Origin of the sequence: Actinocrispum sp. NPDC049592 (genome assembly GCF_040675465.1) — a bacterium.
GTDB lineage: Bacteria > Actinomycetota > Actinomycetes > Mycobacteriales > Pseudonocardiaceae > Kibdelosporangium.
This window is the reverse complement of record NZ_JBFAPA010000020.1, coordinates 126119-145383: the sequence shown is the minus strand read 5'-3', so window position 1 is coordinate 145383 and position 19265 is coordinate 126119. Positions and strand designations below refer to the sequence as shown.

The 19265-nt window shown below is 68.4% G+C and carries 20 protein-coding genes; 7 read left to right on the top strand and 13 right to left on the bottom strand.

The genetic code is table 11. The annotated features are described in order from the left end of the window. Window positions 1-12: 12 nt before the first annotated feature. From AB0J95_RS39595 to AB0J95_RS39580, 4 genes are read right to left on the bottom strand one after another with little or no spacing between them, the layout of a single operon-like run. On the bottom strand, window positions 13-660 hold the full coding sequence (locus AB0J95_RS39595) for an HAD-IA family hydrolase (protein WP_364769976.1): 648 nt from the start codon (window positions 658-660) through the stop codon (window positions 13-15). Between the two features lie 18 nt (window positions 661-678). After that, entirely contained in the window at window positions 679-1353 is a 675-nt protein-coding gene (locus AB0J95_RS39590) for a uracil-DNA glycosylase (RefSeq protein WP_364769974.1), read from the bottom strand. A gap of 45 nt (window positions 1354-1398) precedes the next feature. Next, window positions 1399-1902: a DUF3515 domain-containing protein gene (locus AB0J95_RS39585; RefSeq protein WP_364769972.1), complete on the bottom strand. Its 504-nt coding sequence runs from the start codon at window positions 1900-1902 to the stop codon at window positions 1399-1401. Window positions 1903-1921: 19 nt separating this feature from the next. Beyond that, window positions 1922-2155: an Lrp/AsnC ligand binding domain-containing protein gene (locus tag AB0J95_RS39580; protein WP_364770204.1), complete on the bottom strand. Its 234-nt coding sequence runs from the start codon at window positions 2153-2155 to the stop codon at window positions 1922-1924. Window positions 2156-2264: 109 nt separating this feature from the next. Between AB0J95_RS39580 and AB0J95_RS39575 the strand changes: the two genes are divergently transcribed. Beyond that, window positions 2265-3230, top strand: coding sequence for a thiamine-phosphate kinase (locus AB0J95_RS39575; RefSeq protein ID WP_364769970.1), 966 nt, complete (start codon window positions 2265-2267; stop codon window positions 3228-3230). Between the two features lie 17 nt (window positions 3231-3247). Next, window positions 3248-3769 (top strand): gamma carbonic anhydrase family protein, encoded by a 522-nt coding sequence (locus AB0J95_RS39570; protein WP_364769968.1) that lies wholly within the window; start codon window positions 3248-3250, stop codon window positions 3767-3769. A 177-nt stretch (window positions 3770-3946) separates the two neighbouring features. On the opposite strand, the gene AB0J95_RS39565 is transcribed toward AB0J95_RS39570, so the two are convergent. Together AB0J95_RS39565 and AB0J95_RS39560 are read right to left on the bottom strand one after the other, a co-directional pair. Next, window positions 3947-5020 (bottom strand): D-alanine--D-alanine ligase family protein, encoded by a 1074-nt coding sequence (locus tag AB0J95_RS39565; protein WP_364769966.1) that lies wholly within the window; start codon window positions 5018-5020, stop codon window positions 3947-3949. An 11-nt stretch (window positions 5021-5031) separates the two neighbouring features. Then, the gene (locus AB0J95_RS39560) at window positions 5032-6426 is read right to left on the bottom strand and encodes a PLP-dependent aminotransferase family protein (RefSeq protein ID WP_364769964.1); all 1395 of its coding nucleotides are present in this window, start codon (window positions 6424-6426) and stop codon (window positions 5032-5034) included. A 69-nt stretch (window positions 6427-6495) separates the two neighbouring features. Between AB0J95_RS39560 and AB0J95_RS39555 the strand changes: the two genes are divergently transcribed. Continuing rightward, complete coding sequence (locus AB0J95_RS39555; RefSeq protein ID WP_364769962.1) at window positions 6496-7161, top strand: pyridoxamine 5'-phosphate oxidase family protein; 666 nt, start codon at window positions 6496-6498, stop codon at window positions 7159-7161. Here AB0J95_RS39555 and AB0J95_RS39550 read toward each other — a convergent pair. The 4 genes from AB0J95_RS39550 to AB0J95_RS39535 all read right to left on the bottom strand — a co-directional run bounded on the left by AB0J95_RS39550 (window position 7125) and on the right by AB0J95_RS39535 (window position 10594). Further along, window positions 7125-7550, bottom strand: a complete 426-nt coding sequence (locus AB0J95_RS39550) for a cysteine dioxygenase family protein (protein WP_364769960.1) — start codon at window positions 7548-7550, stop codon at window positions 7125-7127. The genes AB0J95_RS39555 and AB0J95_RS39550 overlap by 37 nt on opposite strands. Window positions 7551-7792: 242 nt before the next feature. Continuing rightward, entirely contained in the window at window positions 7793-8875 is a 1083-nt protein-coding gene (locus AB0J95_RS39545) for a cystathionine gamma-lyase (RefSeq protein WP_364769958.1), read from the bottom strand. Further along, window positions 8872-9879, bottom strand: a complete 1008-nt coding sequence (locus AB0J95_RS39540; RefSeq protein ID WP_364769956.1) for an NAD(P)H-dependent glycerol-3-phosphate dehydrogenase — start codon at window positions 9877-9879, stop codon at window positions 8872-8874. The genes AB0J95_RS39545 and AB0J95_RS39540 overlap by 4 nt, the downstream gene beginning before the upstream one ends. Before the next feature lies 1 nt (window position 9880). Then, window positions 9881-10594, bottom strand: coding sequence for a lysophospholipid acyltransferase family protein (locus AB0J95_RS39535; RefSeq protein ID WP_364769954.1), 714 nt, complete (start codon window positions 10592-10594; stop codon window positions 9881-9883). 87 nt (window positions 10595-10681) lie between these two features. Between AB0J95_RS39535 and cofC the strand changes: the two genes are divergently transcribed. The 3 genes from cofC to AB0J95_RS39520 are packed head-to-tail and all read left to right on the top strand — an operon-like array spanning window position 10682 to window position 14450. Next, entirely contained in the window at window positions 10682-11320 is a 639-nt protein-coding gene (gene cofC / locus AB0J95_RS39530; protein ID WP_364769952.1) for a 2-phospho-L-lactate guanylyltransferase, read from the top strand. Between the two features lie 58 nt (window positions 11321-11378). Further along, window positions 11379-13559 (top strand): RNA degradosome polyphosphate kinase, encoded by a 2181-nt coding sequence (locus AB0J95_RS39525; RefSeq protein ID WP_364769950.1) that lies wholly within the window; start codon window positions 11379-11381, stop codon window positions 13557-13559. Between the two features lie 3 nt (window positions 13560-13562). Continuing rightward, on the top strand, window positions 13563-14450 hold the full coding sequence (locus tag AB0J95_RS39520) for an NUDIX hydrolase (RefSeq protein WP_364769948.1): 888 nt from the start codon (window positions 13563-13565) through the stop codon (window positions 14448-14450). Window positions 14451-14809: 359 nt separating this feature from the next. On the opposite strand, the gene AB0J95_RS39515 is transcribed toward AB0J95_RS39520, so the two are convergent. The 3 genes from AB0J95_RS39515 to leuC all read right to left on the bottom strand — a co-directional run bounded on the left by AB0J95_RS39515 (window position 14810) and on the right by leuC (window position 17622). Continuing rightward, complete coding sequence (locus AB0J95_RS39515) at window positions 14810-15379, bottom strand: HU family DNA-binding protein (RefSeq protein ID WP_364769946.1); 570 nt, start codon at window positions 15377-15379, stop codon at window positions 14810-14812. A gap of 163 nt (window positions 15380-15542) precedes the next feature. After that, window positions 15543-16136, bottom strand: a complete 594-nt coding sequence (leuD, locus tag AB0J95_RS39510; protein WP_364769944.1) for a 3-isopropylmalate dehydratase small subunit — start codon at window positions 16134-16136, stop codon at window positions 15543-15545. A 16-nt stretch (window positions 16137-16152) separates the two neighbouring features. Continuing rightward, window positions 16153-17622 carry a 3-isopropylmalate dehydratase large subunit gene (gene leuC, locus AB0J95_RS39505; RefSeq protein WP_364769942.1) on the bottom strand — a complete coding sequence of 490 codons (1470 nt, stop codon included), beginning with the start codon at window positions 17620-17622 and terminating at the stop codon, window positions 16153-16155. 91 nt (window positions 17623-17713) lie between these two features. Between leuC and AB0J95_RS39500 the strand changes: the two genes are divergently transcribed. Continuing rightward, a complete protein-coding gene (locus AB0J95_RS39500) occupies window positions 17714-18415 on the top strand; it encodes an IclR family transcriptional regulator (protein WP_364769940.1) in 702 nt (233 codons plus the stop codon). The last annotated feature ends 850 nt before the right edge of the window (window positions 18416-19265 follow it).

Genomic DNA, 19265 nt, shown 5'->3' with positions numbered 1-19265 from the left:
TGGCGCTGGCTGCTAGGCGGCCGCGAGGTCGAGGATCTCCGCCAGGGTCTTGTCCGCGGAGTTCGTCAGGACCAGGTCGGCGGCGGTGTAGCGGGCGAGGTCGGAGTACCTGGTGGGGATGGCCACGCACTTGAGGCCCGCGGCTTTGGCGGCCGCGACGCCGTGCGGGCTGTCCTCGAAGGCGATCGCCTCGGCCGGGTCGACGCCCAGCCGTTCCAACGCGAGGATGTAGACCCCAGGGTCCGGCTTGGGGTGCGCGACCTCGTCACCGCAGGCCACGACGTCGAACAGGTATCCCGTACGTGCGAGGAACGGCAGCACCCAAGTCGTCGGGGAGCTGCTCGCGACGGCCAGCTTCAGGTCCGAGGCGGACGCGATCCAGTCCTGGATGCCTTGGGGCACCTTGAGATCCGCGTTCAGGGAGTCTCGGTGGGCCACCCGGCGGGCGTGGCTGGCGCCGCGGTCGAACTCGGGACCGACGGCGCCCGCCAGAGCCGCATAACGTTCCTCGCTGACATCGCCACCGTGGTCGACGAAGAACGTTCCCAGGTCCAGCTCAAGCCCGTGGTGCCGCCATTCGTGCTGCCAGCTGGCGACCATCGTGCCCTCGGTGTCCATCAGCAGGCCGTCGAAGTCGAATATCAGCGCAGTGATCCCCACTGCGACCATTATGCCTGGTCAGGGCAGCTTCCAGTCGACCGGTGCGGCGCCCTGCTGCTCCAGCAACGCGTTCGCCCGGCTGAACGGCCGCGACCCGAAGAACCCGCCCGCCGCGGACATCGGGCTGGGGTGCGCGGATTCGATGCAGGGCAACGGGTCCAGCAGCGGACGGAGGTTGCGGGCGTTGCGGCCCCACAGGATCGACACGAGCGGCTTGTTCCGTTCCGCCAGCGCCACGATCGCCCGCTCGGTCACTTCCTCCCAGCCCTTGCCCTGGTGGGAGTTCGGCTTGCCGGGCATCACCGTGAGCGCCCTGTTGAGCAACAGCACGCCGTTCTCGGTCCATGGCGTGAGATCACCGTTGCCGGGCTTGGGATAGCCCAGATCCTCCATGTACTCCTTGTAGATGTTGATCAGGCTCTTCGGGATCGGCCGGACATCCGGCGCCACCGAGAACGACAGGCCGACCGCGTGCCCCGGCGTCGGGTACGGGTCCTGGCCGACGATCAGCACCCGCACGTCGTCGAAGGGTTGTTTGAAGGCGCGCAACACGTTCTCGCCGGCGGGCAGGTACGTGCGGCCCGCGGCGATCTCCTCGCGGAGGAACTCGCCCATCGCGGCGATCTTGTCCGCGACCGGCGCCAGCGCCTCGGCCCAGCCGGGGTCCATGACTTCATGCAGTGGGCGTGCCATGCCGCCGGAGGATAACCACCCCGAAATGGTCCTGGACCAGCGGGTCTAGGTCTTCTTCGGGAGGAACTGGCCGACGGCCCTGGAGATGTCCTGCAGCGGACCCGTGCCCGCCGCCGTGGGCACGGTCAACGCCACGAACACCGTCCGGTCCACAGTGAACCAAGTGGTCGCGTCGGCGCCGTCGATCGGCAGCCACTGCACGCCGTCGATCGCCCGGGTCTGCGTGGTGGGGCCCAGTTCGGCGGGCTTGTCCAGGCCGCAGCGCAGTACGACCGGCTCGGACTGGTTGTCCGTCCAGGCCACGCTCGCGGGTGGGGCCGGGGCCGCCAGTGCGGCTTTGCTGAGTACGGTGGACCCGGACTGCAGGCTCTCCGGCAGCTTGCCGAGCAGCGCCGTGCAGTCCGCGGAAGTCGCCTGGGGCGCGGGAACGGGCACCAGGACCGGCTTCGCCGGCGGCTGCTGCGAGCGCACGACGATGCCGAAGACGATCACCCCGGCGATGAGCACCACGGACAGACTGGCCGCGATGACAACCCTGGTCCGGTTCACCGCACCACTACAGCACGACTCAGAGATGCACCACTGGGCAGGTGAGCGTGCGTGTGATCCCGTCCACGTTCTGGATGCGGGCGACCACCAGCTGGCCGAGCAGGTCCACGTTGTCCGCCTCGGCCCGCACGATCACGTCGTAGGGACCGGTGACGTCCTCGGCGGTGGTCACTCCCTGTATTCCGGCGATCTCGGCCGCCACCGCGGCCGCCTTGCCGACCTCGGTCTGGATCAGGATGTATGCGTGGACCACCGGCGTGCCCCTTCGTCTGGACAAGAATGCTCAAGGTAGGAACGTGGTCAGCAACGTACCCCAAGCGGGGAATGTTCGGGGGTCCGAACATTCGGTATCGGAGGCTTTTGTGCGATCGGACACGCCAGAGGGGGCTGCCACCGTCGCTGATCTGGGTGAGTTCTCGCTCATTCAGCGGTTGACGGTTGGCCGCGCCCAACCGCCGGGCACTCTGCTCGGGCCGGGGGACGACGCGGCGGTGGTGGTCGCCTCCGACGGCCGGGTGGTCGCCAGCACGGACGTGCTCGTCTCCGGTGTCCACTTCCGCCTGGATTGGTCTACACCAGAGCAGGTGGGTCACAAGGCGGTCGCGGTGAACCTCGCCGACGTGGCCGCGATGGGCGCCGCGCCGACCGCGGTTCTGGTCGGGTTGGCCTGCCCGCCGCAGACCACAGTGGAGCTTCTGGACGGCATCACCGCGGGCATGTGGAAGGAGGCGACACGTGCTCGCGTCGGCATCGTCGGCGGCGACATTGTCAGCTCCGACACACTGGTGATCTCCGTCACCGCGTTAGGAGACATGCAGGGGCGTGAGCCGGTGAAGCGGTCCGGCGCGCTCGTCGGTGACGTCGTCGCGGTGTGCGGGCGGCTCGGCTGGTCGGCCGCCGGACTTGCCGTGCTGGGCCGGGGTTTCCGGTCACCGGTGAGCGTCGTGAGCGCACATCGCGCACCCGAGCCGCCGTACGCGGCGGGCGCCCAGGCGGCGGACGCGGGCGCGACCGCGATGATCGACGTGTCCGACGGGCTCTTGGCAGACCTCGACCACATCGCGGAGGCTTCTGGGGTGGCCATCGACGTCCGGACCGACCTGCTGGAGGTGCACCAGCGGCTGGTCGACGTCGGCACCGCGCTCGGCGCCGACCCCCGGCACTGGGTGCTCACCGGCGGCGAGGACCACGCGCTGGCCGCGACGTTCCCCGGCCCCGGCTCGGTCCCGGAGGGCTGGGTGACCATCGGCACGGTCTGGCGGGGCGACGGCGTGACCGTCGACGGCAGGCCCTACGAGGGTCCCGGCGGCTGGCAGCACTGGCGTTAGTCCACTGTGGAGGAATCTTGGCCATCTACGCACTCGGTGACCGCGAGCCGATCATCCACCCGGATGCGTACGTGCATCCCGACGCGACCGTCATCGGCGACGTGACGCTGCGCGCGAACGCGTCCGTGTGGCCGCAGGCGGTGCTGCGCGGCGACTACGGCAGCATCCAGATCGGCGAGCGCACGAGCATCCAGGACGGCACCGTCATCCACTGCACCGAAGTGCACCCCACGGTGATCGGCGCCAACTGCGTGGTCGGCCACAACGTGCACATCGAGGGCGCCACCGTGGGCGACGACTGCCTGATCGCCTCGGGTTCGGTGCTGCTCAACGGTTGCGTGGTCGAGGAGGGCGCGATCCTCGGCGCCGGCGCCGTGCTGTCGTTCGACAGCCGCATCCCCGCCCGCCGCATGGCCCTCGGCGTCCCCGCCAAGATCCGCGAGAACTACGAAGTCCCACCCAACTCCTGGTCCTTCGCCGTGGACAAGTACATCGCCAACATCAAGATCTACAAATCCACCCTCCGCCGCCTCGACTGACCCACTCCCGGCCGTGTCCCCCGTTCGTCGCCCGCGTGTCCCACATTCACGTACCCCGAATTCTCCGTTGGAGACAAGGGGGACACGGTACGGAGGAAAGGGGGACACGAGGCGGAGGAAAGGGGGACACGCCGGGGCGGCCTCCGCCGCGAACTGCCCCAGGGGCGGCTGTTCTCCTTATCGCAGACCGGTTCCGCGCGCTATGGCGGTTTCGACCAATGTGGTCACCAGCGACTGATAGTCCACTCCGGTCACTGCCCACATCTTGGGATACGCGGAGCTCGGGGTGAAGCCTGGCATCGTGTTCAGCTCGTTGACCAGCAGCTCGCCGTCCTCGCGCAGGAAGAAGTCCACGCGCGCCAGGCCCTGCCCGTCCATGGCCTGGAAGGCGCGGATGGACAGCGCGCGGATCTCGTCGATCATGGCGTCGCTGACCTTCGCGGGGATGTCCAGCTCGAGCGAGTCCTCGCTGAGGTACTTGGTCTCGAAGTCGTAGTACTCCGCGCCGGTGGTGAACCGCACCTCGGAGGGCAGCGACGCCTCGATCCGGCCGTCGGGGAACTCCAGCACCCCGCACTCCAGCTCCCGCCCGGTCACCATCGCCTCGATGATCACCTTGGGGTCCACCGACCGCGCGTACGCGATGGCGACGTCGAGCTCGTCCCACGAGGAGACCTTGGTGATGCCGTAGGACGAACCCGCGCGCGCCGGCTTCACGAACACCGGCAGCCCGAGCCGATCCCGTTGCCCCTGGGACAAGGTGCGTACGTTGGGGCGCAGCACCTCGTACGTGCCCACCGCGATGCCCTCGGCGGCCAGGAGTTTCTTGGTGTACTCCTTGTCCATCACGACCGCGCTCGACAGCACGCCCGCGCCGACGTACGGCACACCCGCCAGCTCCAGCAGCCCCTGGATGGTGCCGTCCTCACCGAAAGCCCCGTGCAGCAGGGGGAACACCACATCGACCGACGCCAGGGTCTCGCCGCGCTCGAGTCCGATCAGCCGCGACGACGACAGCGTCAGCTCGGTGCCGGAGGTGATCGACGGCAGCTCACGCCCGATCAGCGCCAGCGAAGCAGGATCCGACGGCCCCAGCACCCAGGAACCCCGCGGGGTGATGCCGATCGGCAGCACCTCGTACCGGGACGTGTCGATGTTGGCGAGCACGCTGGCAGCCGAGACACAGCTGACGGAGTGCTCGGTGCTCTGACCGCCGAAGATCACGGCGACTCGGGTTTTCGGCTCGCTCATGCCGCCCGACCTTACCCGTCGCCGTGTGCCCGCCTGAGCAGGTCCACTAGCTGCGGTAATACGCCGATGAGCTCGTCACGCGAACAAGCCGCGTAGCCCAAGGCGATCCCGTGCCAGCGTGCGCGGCCGGCGTGGTGCCGGGCGAGGCCGTCGACCCGGACGCCGATCCCCTCGGCCGCGAGCCGGGCGTCCTTTTCGGCCCGTCCGGAAGCCAACGGCACCACCACATGCGCCCCAGCGTCATCACCAAGCACAGCCAACCCGGCTGACTGCAAGGCATCCACGATCAACGACCGGCGGTCCGACAGTTCCCGGCGCAACCGCCGCAGGTGCCGGCCGAGATCACCGTGCCGCGCCATCTCGATCAGCACCCGCTGGCCCGCCGCGGCCGGCCCCATCCCGGTGATGTCCCGCTGCGCCAACACCGCCGCGGCCACCGATGGCGGCGCGACCATCCACCCCGTGCCGAGCGTCGGGGTGAGGATCTTGCTCGTGGTTCCCAGGTGCACCACGACGTCCGGGGCGAGGGCAGCCAGCAAAGGCAACGGTGCCACGTCATAGCGCAGCTCACCGTCGTAGTCGTCCTCGATCACGAGCCAGCCGTCGCGCCGCGCCCGTTCCACCAGCTCCACCCGCCGGCCCGCGGGCATCCGGCCGCCCAACGGATACTGGTGCGCGGGCGAGCAGTACACCGCACGAACCGAAGCGGGCACCGAGTCCACCCGGAACCCTTCGACGTCAACGGGTGCCTGCACCACGTTCAGCCCGGCCGCGCGCATGGTCTGGACCGCACGCTGATACCCAGGCTCCTCAACAGCAACAGTGGCCCCACGCCCCAACACCGCGGACGCCAGCTCGAACACCGCCGAAGTCGTGCCGCTCGTGGCGAGCACGGTCTCGTCCTCGGTGCCGACCCGCAACCCCCGGTGCCGCAACAGGTGTTCGGCGATGACTTCGCGATACTCCGGCAGCCCAGCGCGTTGCGGCCGGAGCAACGGCTCCGGGTCGGCGGCCGCCCGCCATGCCCGTCGCCAGGCCGCGCGGTCGATCCCGCCCGCCCACGGCGAACCGGGTGTCATGTCGACGAGCGGGCGTTCGGGCGCGGACGCGCGCGGCCGGTGGCCCTTCTCCGGCAGGCTGCCCGGCGGGGCTGTCGTTATATAGGTGCCCGATCCGTGCCGGCCCGCGATCCACCCCTCCGCGTGCAACTGCTCGTATGCTGCTGCTGTGACGGTTCGGCTGACCCGCAGCCGGGTCGCGAGCGCGCGGGTCGACGGCAGGCGGTCGCCACTGCGGAGCCGTCCGTCCGCGGCGGCCGAGCGCAAGGCGTCGGCGAGCTGGACAGCAAGGGGCGTCTCCAGCTGGCGGTCGAGGGTGACCGGCGGCGCCGGCGGGTCGGTGGACACAATTGGCCTTTCGAATTCTTCTGTTTTTGGCCCTTTGAGGATGCCACTTCGCCGGTCATTCTGGAAACCGTGAACCGGACAGCACTCTCACCCACCCCGCGAAGCACGATCCAGCGCGGCAAGAAGCGCGCCGTCACCGAACGGGACGCCCTGGACGCGGTGCTCGACGCCGGGCTGGTCTGCCACCTTTCGGTCGTCGTCGACGGCTCGCCGCTGGTGCTGCCCACCGGCTACGGCCGCGACGGGGACACCTTGTATCTACACGGTTCCTCGGGCGCGCGCAGCCTCCGTACGGCCGCTACCAGCGAGATCTGCGTCGCGGTCACGCATCTCGACGGGATCGTCTACGCGCGTTCGGTGTTCCACCACTCGGTGAACTACCGGTGCGCGATCATCCACGGCCAGGCTCGGGTGCTGGAAGGCGACGAGAAAGTGCACGGACTGCGCGTGCTCACCGAACACCTGGCGCCCGGGTCGTGGGAGCACACGCGTGAGCCCAACAAGAAGGAACTGGCGCAGACCGTGGTGCTGGCACTGGATCTGTCCGAGGCCTCGGTGAAGGTCCGGTCCGGCCCACCGGTCGACGAGGACGAGGACATCACCGAGAACACGGCCTGGGCCGGCGTGCTGCCGATCACCCAGGTGTGGGGTGAGCCGCAGCCGAGCCCGGACCTGGAGACCGGCTGGGACACACCGGTTCACGTGAAGGAGCGCATCTCCCGCGCGGTCTCGTAGACGTGGATGCTCACCGCGGGGTCGATGCTGTAGTTGACCACCTGGTGCGCGTACCCGGGCGCGAACACCCGTGACTGCCCGGCACGAAGGTCGTGCACCAGGCCCGACCGCAGCACTCGTTCGGTGAGCACGCCGGAGACCACAGTGAACGCACCCGTCGCGTCGCCGTGGTCGTGCAGGTCGGTCGACTGGCCCGGCAGCCAGCTCATCAGCCAGACCTCGTACTCGGGCGTGCGCTCGATCAGCGCGGTGTAGCGCTCGACCGGGTCGTAGCGCAGCAGACCTGCCCACTTGGCCCGGTCAAGGGCGACCGCGCGGGCGACTCGCTGGGGGTGAGCCGCCGTGGGCGAAGCGGCCTGGGCAATGGTGTTCTCGGGTACGGCGAACATGGGGTTTTCCTCGGGAAAGCGGGCGTGAACAGGACAACGGGCCGATCACCGAGGAAGACACAGCGCGCTCGCGACGAAGGCGAGGTCGATGTGACCCCGTCCGTCAGCCATGGCGCGCATCATGGCGAATAGGAAAGCAGGCGGCCGCCGACCCCGTCAAGCCACGAACAACCAGTGCCCTGATAGTGGGATACCGCTGGTCAGCCCTCGTGTGTGGGCACGGCCGAAACCACACACGAGGGTCACGTGTCCAGGGTGGACAGTGCGGTGCGGATGTCCGCGACGAGGTCTTCGGTGTCCTCGCAGCCCGCGGACAACCGGACCAGGCCTTCGGGAACCGGGTCGCCCCACTGCGCGCGGCGGTCGGCGGTGCTGTGCAGGCCGCCGAAGCTCGTCGCGCCGGTCACCAGGGAACTCGCGGCGAGGAACCGGTCGACGTGTGCCGCGGAAGGCAGACAGAACGTCAGCACCCCACCGAACCGGCGCATCTGCCGGGCCGCCAGGGCGTGCGACGGATCCTCTGGCGCCCCAGGCCATCGCAGCCCGGTCACGCCCGGCGCCGAGGACAGCACCTTATATACAGCGGATGCGTTGGCCGCCTGCCGCGCGAGCCGGAGGTCCAACGTCCCAAGTCCCCGGTGCGCCAACCACGTCTCGAACGGCCCGGGCACGCTCCCGCTGAACGTCCGCGACTCGCGGATCCGGGCGGCCAGCGCGGGATCGCTGCAGGTGACGTGTCCAAGAACGACATCACTGTGCCCAGCAAGCGCTTTGGTATCACTGGCCACAGCGAAGTCCGCGCCGAGCTGCAGCGGACGCTGCCCCAGCGGGGTCGCGGTCGTGTTGTCCACAGCCAGAAGCGCGCCGGCCGCGTGCGCTTCCGCCGCCAGGGCAGTGATATCGCACACATCCAGTCCCGGGTTCGACGGCGTCTCCAGCAGAACCAGGCCCACGCCGTCGAACGAGGGCCATGGTCCCGCGGTCGGCACCTCGACGACCTCGAGCCATGGCAGTTCCGACTGGACATACGAGCGGGTCACGAAGTAACCGTCCGAAGGCAACACGAGCCTGCCCTCGCAGGTCCTGAGCACAGCCGAGATGGCGGCCATGCCGGACGGGAAGACCACGCACTCCCCACCGTCCAGCGACCCGATCGCCTCCTCGAGTGCCCGCCAGGTCGGGTTGTCCGCGCGGCCGTAGCCGTAGGACGGATGTCCCAAGTGGTAGCCGGTGCCGAACACCGGTGAGGCCAGCAACGGTGTTCCGGGAACGGGATCCGCCAGACCCGCGTGCACACAACGGGTCCCGTCGCCCAGTTCGGTCATCGTTCGGGCCTGACCTTGCGGCCGATCAGCTCCGGGCCCGCCTTCTGCGGATCCAGGCCGTCGTGGCAGACCCGGTGCACCACTTCGGTGATCGGCATGTCGACCCCGTGCCGCAGCGCGAGTTCCCGGATCGACGAGCAGGACTTCACGCCCTCGGCGACCTGACCGTGGGTCGCCTCAAGCGCTTCATCGAACGTATGTCCACGCCCGAGCCGCTCGCCGAAGGTTCGGTTGCGGGACAACGGAGACGAACAGGTCGCGACCAGATCCCCCATCCCGGCAAGGCCGGCGAACGTCATCGGGTCGGCACCCAGCGCCACGCCGAGCCGTGCGGTCTCCGCGAGACCTCTTGTTATAAGGGTGGCGGCGGTGTTGTTGCCGAAGCCGAGTCCGGTCGCCATCCCGCAGGACAACGCGATGACGTTCTTGCAGGCACCGCCGAGTTCGCAGCCGACCACATCGGTGTTGGTGTACGGGCGGAAGTAGCCGGTCGTACTGGCGTGCTGGATCAGGACGGCACGATCGTGGTCCTCACACGCGATGACCGTGGCGGTCGGTTGTTCGAGCGCGATCTCCATGGCCAGGTTCGGTCCGGACACCACGGCCACGTGATGTGCGGGCACTCCGGCGACTTCGGCGACGACCTCGCTCATCCGCTTGAGAGTTCCCAATTCCACCCCCTTGGCCAGGCTGACCAGCGTCGCACCGGCGGGCAGGAGTTCGCGCCACTCCGAGAGGTTCGCGCGCAGGCTCTGGCTCGGCACCGCGAGCACCACCGCCTCGGCGCCGTCCAGCGCCTCGCGTGGGTCCGAAGTGGACGTCAGGTTGTCCGGCAGCCGGATGTCCGGCAGGTAGGCGGGGTTCTCGTGCTTGTCCCGGATGGCCGCGGCGACCTCGGGACGGCGTGCCCACAGCACGACCTCGACGCCCGCGTCGGCCATCACCTTCGCGTATGTGGTGCCCCAGGATCCCGCGCCCAGGACGGCGACTCGTGTGAGTTCCATGTCAGGCCTCGGCCTTCTTCGGGTTGAAGAACCCGGCCGGCGCCTGCTCGCCGCGGATCTCCGCGAGCAGCTTCTTCACGTCGGTCATCACCAGGTCGGTGACGCGCATCAGGGTCACGTTGCTCGGCGTGCCTTCGCTCCGGTACTGGGAAAGGTCCACCGGTTCACCCACATAGGTCGTGATGGTCTTGCGGGGGAACGGGGTGAACTTCTTGGTGTAACCGTTGAGGATGTCGCGGGTACCCCAGCGCGCGATCGGCAGCACCGGCACGTCGTGGGCCAGCGCCAGCCGCGCGACACCGGGGAACGACCGCATCGGCCAGCCCTCGGGGTCCTTGCTGATGGTGCCCTCCGGGTAGATGCAGATGATCTTGCCCTCGCGCAGCGCCTCGTCGGCCGCACGCAGGCTGTCGCCCGCGTTCGCGGTGCCCCGGTATACCGGGATCGTGCCCGCGCCGGCGATCACCTTGCCCGCCACCGGGATGCGGAACAGGCTGTCCTTGGCCAGGAACCGGGGCACTCGTTTGTTCCGGTGCACAAAGACCGCGTCCACCACGGGATCGAGGTGCGAGATGTGGTTGAACACCAGGATCGCGCCGCCCTGGCGGGGAATCCGCTCGGCACCCCGGGTCACCCGCTTGCCCAGCCAGGTGATCGGGTAGAACACCGCCGCCGCGGTCTTCACCCAGAACCCGTCCTTCTCACGACCCGCCAACGTTCCTCCTCCTGGTCACTTGTGGCCCCGAGTCTAGGTGCCGGATGTGTCACAGCAACGCTCACAGGTTTCAGGCAGTATTGGGTGGTGCAGACAGATCTCGTCGTCCCGGTGAAGGCGCTGGCCGACGCCAAGTCGCGGCTGCGTGGCGCGGTCGCGCCGGACGACCACGCACGGCTGGTTCTCGCCGTGTTGCTTGACACGGTCACGGCCGCCGCGAACGCCGACGGCGTTCGCCGTGTGCTGGTGGTCAGTTCCGACCCGCAGGTCGCGGCCACGCTGGCCGCCAACGGGTTCGAGAGCGTGCCGGAAGGCCCGGTGCCCGGGCTGAACGCGGCCTACCGGCGGGGTGCGGCCGTGCTGCGGGAAGCGGATCCGGCTGGGCGGATCGGCGCATTGCAGGCCGATCTGCCGGCGCTGCGGGCGGACGAGCTGGCCGCGGCGCTCAAGTCCGCCGACGGCAGGCGGGCTTTTGTCGCCGACCGCCAGACAACCGGCACCACGCTGCTGCTGTCCACGCCGGGCGGTCCGCTGGACCCCCGGTTCGGCAAGGGCTCTGCGCTCGCCCACGCGTTGTCCGGTGCGGCGGCGCTCACGGACAGTTGGCCCTCGCTGCGCTGTGACGTCGATACGCCACAAGATCTCCGGTTCGCCCGTGATCTCGGTCTCGGCCTGCGCACTTCGGCGCTACTGGGCGCGGTCGCGTGTGGGCCGATCGAGTGTTGACGACCTTGTCCGGCCACGGACGCGCATTCTGCTGATAAGTCCTGGACAATGGCTTGCTGTGAGCACGGACAGCACGAACGGCCCCACCGACCAGCCCGCCCCTTCCCCGCCACCGCCCGCGAACCGGCCGGAGCGAACGGTTCCGTCGGCTCCACCCGCCGTCACCAACGAGACGACCGAGACCGGTCTGCCCGACGACCGGTACATCAACCGCGAACTGTCCTGGTTGGACTTCAACGCCCGGGTGCTCGCCCTGGCCGAGGACGAGTCGCAGCCACTGCTGGAACGCGCGAAGTTCCTGGCGATCTTCGCGTCGAACCTGGACGAGTTCTACATGGTCCGGGTGGCCGGCCTGAAGAGAAGGCGGGAGACCGGGCTCTCGGTCCGGTCGGCCGACGGGTTGAGCCCGCGCGAACAACTGGCGTACATCGCCAAACGCAACCAGGAGCTGGTGGAACAGCACTCGGCCGCGTTCGAGCAGCGGGTACGCCCCGAACTCGCCCAGCGCGGCATCCGGATCGTGCGCTGGGGCGAGCTCGACGAAGCCGACAAACAGCGGCTGCACCAGTACTTCACCGAGCAGGTCTTCCCCGTCCTCACCCCGCTCGCGGTGGACCCGGCGCACCCGTTCCCCTACATCTCCGGGCTGTCGATGAACCTGGCGGTCACGGTTCGCGACCCGGAGGGCGGCACCGAGCGGTTCGCCCGCGTGAAGGTGCCCGACAACGTGCCGAGGCTGCTCAACGTCCAGTCCAATGGGGACGAATGGAGCGCCACCTTCCTGCCGCTGGAGGACCTGATCGCGGCGCACCTCGGTGAGCTGTTCACCGGGATGGAGGTCACCGAGGTGCACGAGTTCCGGGTGACCCGCAACGCCGACCTGGAGGTCGAGGAGGACCGCGACGAGGACCTGTTGCTGGCACTGGAACGCGAGCTGGCGCAGCGCCGGTTCGGCCCGCCGGTGCGCCTGGAGATCGCCAGCGACATGAGCGAGCACATGCAGGAGCTGCTGCTGCGCGAGCTCGAGGTGGCGCCGAACGACGTCGTGGTCATCAACGGGCTGCTGGACTTGTCGTGCCTGTGGCAGCTGCACGCGGTGGACCGCAAGGATCTCAAGGACGCGCCGTTCGTCCCGGCGACGCATCCGGCGTTCGCCGAGCACGAGACGCCCAAGAGCGTGTTCGCCACGTTGCGCGAGGGTGACGTGCTGGTGCACCACCCCTACGACTCGTTCTCCACGAGCGTGCAGCGTTTCATCGAGCAGGCGGCGAGCGACCCGCATGTGCTGGCGATCAAACAGACCCTCTACCGGACATCGGGTGATTCGCCCATTGTGGACGCCCTGATCGACGCGGCCGAGGCGGGCAAGCAGGTGGTGGCGCTGGTCGAGCTGAAGGCGCGGTTCGACGAGCAGGCCAACATCAAGTGGGCCAGGGCCTTGGAAAAGGCGGGTGTGCACGTGGTCTACGGCCTGGTCGGGCTCAAGACGCACTGCAAGACCTCGCTCGTGGTGCGCCAGGAGGGATCCACGATCCGGCGCTACTGCCACATCGGGACCGGCAACTACAACCCGAAGACCGCGCGGCTGTACGAGGACATCGGCCTGCTCACCGCCGAACCGTCGATCGGCGCGGACCTCACCGAGCTGTTCAACGTGCTGACCGGGTACGCCCGCCAGGACACGTATCGCAGCCTCCTGGTGGCACCGCACGGGATCCGGCGAGGCATCATCGAACGCATAGAGCGTGAGGTCGAGCACGCCCGCGAGGGCCGCGAAGCGGGCATCCGGTTCAAGGTGAACTCGTTGGTGGACGAGCAGGTGATAGACGCGCTCTATCGCGCCTCACAGGCCGGTGTGCCGGTTGACGTGGTGGTACGGGGAATCTGCGCGATCAAGCCGGGGATCGGCGGCCTGAGCGAGAACATCTCGGTGCGCAGCATCCTCGGCCGGTTCCTGGAACACTCGCGGGTGTTCCACTTCGTCGGGTCGGACGAGCGCTGGATCGGCAGCGCGGACATGATGCACCGCAACCTCGACCGCCGCGTGGAGGTGCAGGTGCCGGTGCGCAATCCGCGGCTGGTCAAGCAGTTGGACGCGATGTTCGACTCGGCGCTCGACCCGGCCACGCGCTGCTGGGTGCTGCACCCGGACGGCGAGTGGAAGCCCTCACCGACCGAGATCGAGAAGGTCCGCGACCACCAACGGGAAATGATTCATCTGCATGGAGCGCAAGGCTGAGCGTTGACTTCCAGGCGTATCGCGGCGGCCGGCGCCGTCGTCTGGCGGGCCGGGGCACTCGCAGTGGTGCACCGGCCCCGCTATGACGACTGGTCGCTGCCCAAGGGAAAACTTGACCGGGGCGAAACCATTGCCCAGGCAGCGGTCCGTGAGGTGGCCGAGGAGACCGGCCTGCGGGTGGTTCTGGGCCGTCGTCTGAACACTGTTCGGTATTCGGTTGGCGACGTGGAGAAACAGGTCGACTACTTCGCGGCGCGGGCCACCGGCGGCGCTTTCCGGCCGAACGACGAAGTGGACGAGCTGCGCTGGCTGACAGTTGACGAAGCCAGCGAAATGCTGAGTCATCCACAGGATCGCGCGGTGCTCGCCGAGTTCACCCGGCTACCAGTGCAAACGACGTCCGTGCTGCTCGTGCGGCATGCCAAGGCGGGCAAACGGGAGTTGTGGACCGGCCCGGACGCATTGCGGCCGCTGTCGGCAACGGGCCACTGGCAGGCCGAGGCCCTGCGTTCGCTGTTGCCCTTGTTCGGGGCCGAGCGGCTCCACGCGGCGCCATTGACGCGGTGCGTGGATACTTTGGCCGGACTCGCCGCGGATCTCGGTAGGACGGTCGTTCAGGAGCCGTTGCTGAGCGAACGTGAGTACCCGTCGGATCCGGTGGCCGCGCACCGCAGGCTGGGCGAGATCGCGGCAGCGGGCGAGGGTGTGGCCGCGGTGTGCAGCCAGGGCGGCGTCATCCCCGGGCTGATCTCCGGGTATGCCAAGGAATCGGGCCTTGACCTGGCCAAAGTCCAGTCGAAGAAGGGCAGCTTCTGGCTGCTGACGTTCGTCCATCCTGGACCGAAGCTGGTGGCGGCGGACTACTACCCCAGTCCGCTGCCCAAGCCCTGAGCGTCGCGAAGTGCGTGGGAGATCACCAGAACCGGCTCTTCGGGCCGCAGAGACCCTTCCAGGGGCCAACAACACACCGTTCTGATCACGGTTGCCGCGGACCCCTCCGGCGGTGAGCCCGGAATACCGTGCTGTGCCCGCGAATGGGCACCGGGCGGGCGAACCCGGGGATATGTCAGGTGAACCGCTCGATCACCGATGCCCCAACCACAACCGGCGCACCCCGGACGGGTGCGCGACCACAACATGTAGCGGTTGCAGGAACCTGCAAGCTGCCTGTTGGTAGCGATCAAACCCGCTGCGGGCACAGTAAAGCCCACCTAGGCGTCCCCAGGTGGGCTTCACAGCATGGTGTCGAACTACTTGGCCGCCTTCTTGGCAGCCGGCTTGCGGGAAGACGCGGCCGACGTCTTCTTCGCGGCGGTCGCCTTGGCGGCCGTCTTGGTGGCACGACGGGTCGTCGTCTTGGCGGCGGCCGGCTTGGCGGCAGCCGTCTTCGCGGCAGCGGGCTTCGCGGCGGCCGTCTTCTTGGCGGCGGTCGCGGTCGAACGCGTCCGGGTGGACGCGGTGCTGCGAGTGGCGGCGGCACGCGTGCTGGTGCCGGCGGCACTGCGGGCGGTGGCCGGCTTGGCAGCGGCAACCTTGGGCAGCTTCTTCGCGCCGCTCACAACGTCCTTGAAGCCAGTGCCAGGGCGGAAAGCGGGCACGTTGGTCTTCTTGACCTTCACGGTCTCACCGGTGCGCGGGTTGCGAGCGGTGCGGGCCGCGCGGGCACGCTTCTCGAACACGCCGAAGCCGGTGATGTTGACCTTCTCGCCCTTGTTGACCGTGCGGACGATCACGTCGACGAGACCGTCGACCGCAGCGCCTGCGGTCTTCTTGTCGCCCAGGCGTTCCGTGAGCGCCTCGATGAGCTGGGCTTTGTTCACCCTTCTGTCCTCCATTGTGACCACATGACGGTTACGGCCTTCTGGCCGACTTCTCGCCACAATATGCCGAAAAGCGCGCGACCACCACGCGCCACGCCATATTTTTCCTTAAGAGGTTTGTGATCCGCCCATCGGGGTGACATTTGGCCCCTGATTACCCCCGTCAGGCAAGGGTTGTGACGGGCTTCCAGACCGGCCTGCCCGCCTCGAACGAGTCGATCGCCTCGGCGTGTCGGAGGGTCAGCGCGATGTCGTCCAAGCCTTCCAAGAGGCGCCAACGGGTGTAGTCGTCGATGTGGAACGGGGCGGTGAACTCCTTCGCTGTGACAAGCCTTTCCCGCAGGTCGACGGTCACTTCCGTGCCCGGCTCGGCCTCCAGCAGCTTCCACAGCTGCTCCACGTCGTGCTGCTCGCACTGTGCCGCAAGCAGTCCCTGTTTGCCCGCGTTGCCCCGGAAGATGTCGGCGAACCGGGACGAGATGACCGCCCGGAAGCCGTAGTTGGCCAGCGCCCAGACGGCGTGCTCCCGCGAGGACCCGGTGCCGAAGTCCGGTCCGGCGACCAGGACGCTGCCGGCCCGGTAGGGCTCCTGGTTGAGCACGAAGTGCTCGTCGGTACGCCAGGCTGCGAACAACCCGTCCTCGAAACCGGTCTTGGATACCCGCTTCAGGTAGACGGCGGGGATGATCTGGTCCGTGTCCACGTTGGACCGGCGCAGCGGCACACCCACTCCAGTGTGCGTGGTGAACGGCTCCATGGCTGTTCCAGGCCTTTCAGACGAGGTCTTCGGTGCTGGTGCTCGACCCTGCGAGCAGGTCTTCGGTGCTGGTGCTCGGCCCTGCGAGCAGGTCTTCGGGTGAAGAGAGGGTGCCGCGAACGGCGGTAGCGGCTGCGACGAGCGGGGAAACGAGGTGCGTGCGCCCGCCCTTGCCCTGCCGGCCCTCGAAGTTGCGGTTGGATGTCGACGCGCTGCGCTCGCCCGGCTTGAGCTGGTCCGGGTTCATGCCAAGGCACATAGAGCAGCCCGCGGACCGCCATTCGGCGCCTGCCTCGGTGAAGACCTTGTCCAGCCCCTCGGACTCGGCCGCCTGGCGGACGCGCATCGAACCGGGGACCACGAGCATCCGTACACCTTTGGCGACTTTGTGCCCACGCAGCACGTCCGCGGCGGCACGCAGGTCCTCGATGCGGCCGTTGGTGCATGAACCGAGGAAAACGGTGTCCACGGCGATGTCGCGCAGCCGGGTGCCCGGCTGGAGGTCCATGTAGGACAGGGCCTTCTCCGCGGCGGTCCGCTCGTTCTCGTCGGCGATCCGCTCCGGGTCCGGCACGGTCTCCGACAACGGCAGGCCCTGGCCGGGGTTCGTGCCCCACGTGACGAACGGTGTCAGCGTATCGGCGTCCAGGTCCACTTCACGGTCGAAGGTGGCGTCCGCGTCGGTGCGCAGCTCGCGCCACGCTGCCACAGCGGCATCCCAGTCCGCGCCCTGTGGGGCGTGCTTGCGCCCCTTGAGGTACGCGAACGTGGTCTCGTCGGGTGCGATGAGCCCGGCGCGGGCGCCGGCTTCGATGGACATGTTGCAGATGGTCATCCGCGCTTCCATCGACAGCTCCTCGATCGCGCTGCCGCGGTACTCCAGGACGTAGCCCTGGCCGCCGCCGGTGCCGATCTTCGCGATGACCGCGAGGATGATGTCCTTGGCCGTGACGCCGGGGCGCAGCGAGCCGGACACGTTGATCGCCATGGTCTTGAAAGGCTTCAACGGAAGCGTCTGGGTGGCCAGCACGTGCTCGACCTCGGACGTGCCGATGCCGAACGCCATCGCGCCGAACGCGCCATGGGTGGAGGTGTGGCTGTCGCCGCAGACGACGGTCATGCCGGGCTGGGTCAGTCCGAGCTGCGGGCCGATGACGTGCACGATGCCCTGTTCGTCGTGGCCCATCTGGTAAATCGGCACCCCGAACTCGGCACAGTTCTTGCGCAGGGTCTCAACCTGCGTGCGGGACACCGGATCCGCGATCGGCAGCTCGATGTCGGTGGTGGGGACGTTGTGATCCTCCGTCGCCACGGTCAGATCGGTCCGGCGTACCGGGCGGCCTGCCTGGCGAAGTCCGTCGAACGCCTGCGGGCTGGTGACTTCGTGCACCAGGTGCAGGTCGATGTAGAGGAGGTCCGGCTCGTCTCCGTTGCCCGGACGCACTACATGTGCGTTCCACACTTTCTCGGCGAGCGTGTGGCCCATCGCTCCTCCGCCTTCCGGTTGTGGTGGTTGTGTTCCAGTGCTTGTTCCCAGATACTGGACATCTCAGATATCGGGAAGTTAGTATCGTTGTGTGGGACAGCATAGCGGAATCGGTGTTCTCGACAAGGCAATGGCCGTGCTGCAGGCAGTGGCCAAGGAACCGTGCGGCCTCGCGGAGCTCTGCACGAAAACGGGGCTGCCGCGGGCGACCGCGCATCGCCTCGCGGTCGGCCTGGAGGTACATCGGTTGCTGCGCCGTGGATCCGACGGGCGGTGGCGTCCCGGCGCCGCACTCGCGGAGCTGGCGGGCGGTGCGACGGATCCGTTGCTGGACGCGGCGAACGCCGTCCTGCCCCGGTTGCGGGACATCACCGGGGAGAGCGTTCAGCTCTACCGCCGTGACGGGATGCACAGGATCTGTGTCTGCGCGGCAGAACCGCCGAGTGGCCTGCGCGACACCGTCCCGGTCGGCGCGCGGCTGCCGATGACCGCGGGATCGGGCGCGAAAGTGCTTGCCGCCTGGGCGGATGCGGGTACTCAGCGGGCGTTGCTGAACGACGCGGTGTTCGGTGAGCGGGCACTGCTGGAGGTGCGCCGGCGCGGGTGGGCGCAAAGCGTGGCGGAGCGTGAGCCTGGTGTGGCCAGTGTTTCAGCACCGGTGCGTGATGGCGCAGGGAACGTTGTGGCTGCTGTGTCGGTAAGCGGCCCGATCGACCGCATGGGCCGCCGCCCCGGAAGCCGCTGGGCAGCGGACCTCCTAGCGGCCGCGGACGCCCTCCACAACCGCCTCTGACCACATTAGACAAGTCCACAAAGGCCCCAACGTCCCCCACCCCCGGGCGGGGGACGTTGTCATGCCAAGGTCACGAGCACCCCCTCGCGTCTGAGCGGGACGACACCCGGGGTGAGTTGGCGGCAAACCCGGAGAACCCAGACACCGCCACTGCCGGACCCACAGCGAAGCACCAAGGCTGACGCCCGACTGACAGTGCTCACCGGACTGATGGCCGAGCGGCGCTGCCTGCCAGAACTGACGGCGAACCACCGACACTCGCCAGACCTGACGGTCGAGCACCGACGCTCGCCCAGACTGATGACCAAGCAGCGGTATATGCCCGAACTGACAGCCAAGCAGCGAGACTTGCCACATCAGAGGGCGGAGTGGCAGTGCTTACCAAGGCTGACGGCCGAGCGGCAGTGCTCGCCAGAACTGACAGCGGAGCGCCAACGCTTGCCCGGACTGATGGCCGAGCGGCGATGTGTGCCGGGACAGACGGCCGAGAGGCAACGCTTGCCAAACAGACAGCGAAACGCCAACGCTCACCCAGACTGACGACCAAGCAGCGGTACATCCCCGAACTGACAGCCCAGCGACGACACTTGCCAAACAGACAGCGAAGCGCCGACGCTCGCAGGGGCTGACGGCCGAGTAGCGGTGTGCGCCGGAACAGACGGCCGAGAGGCGACGCTTGCCAGAACAGACAGCGGAATCCGGATGCTTACCGGAACTGCTGACCGAGTGGCAGTACTCGTCGGAACTGACAGCAGAGCGCCGACGCTCACCGGGACCAACAGCCGACCGGCAATGCTCACCGGAACTGACGGCCGACAGGCAGCACCCACCAGAAGTGACAGCGGAGCGC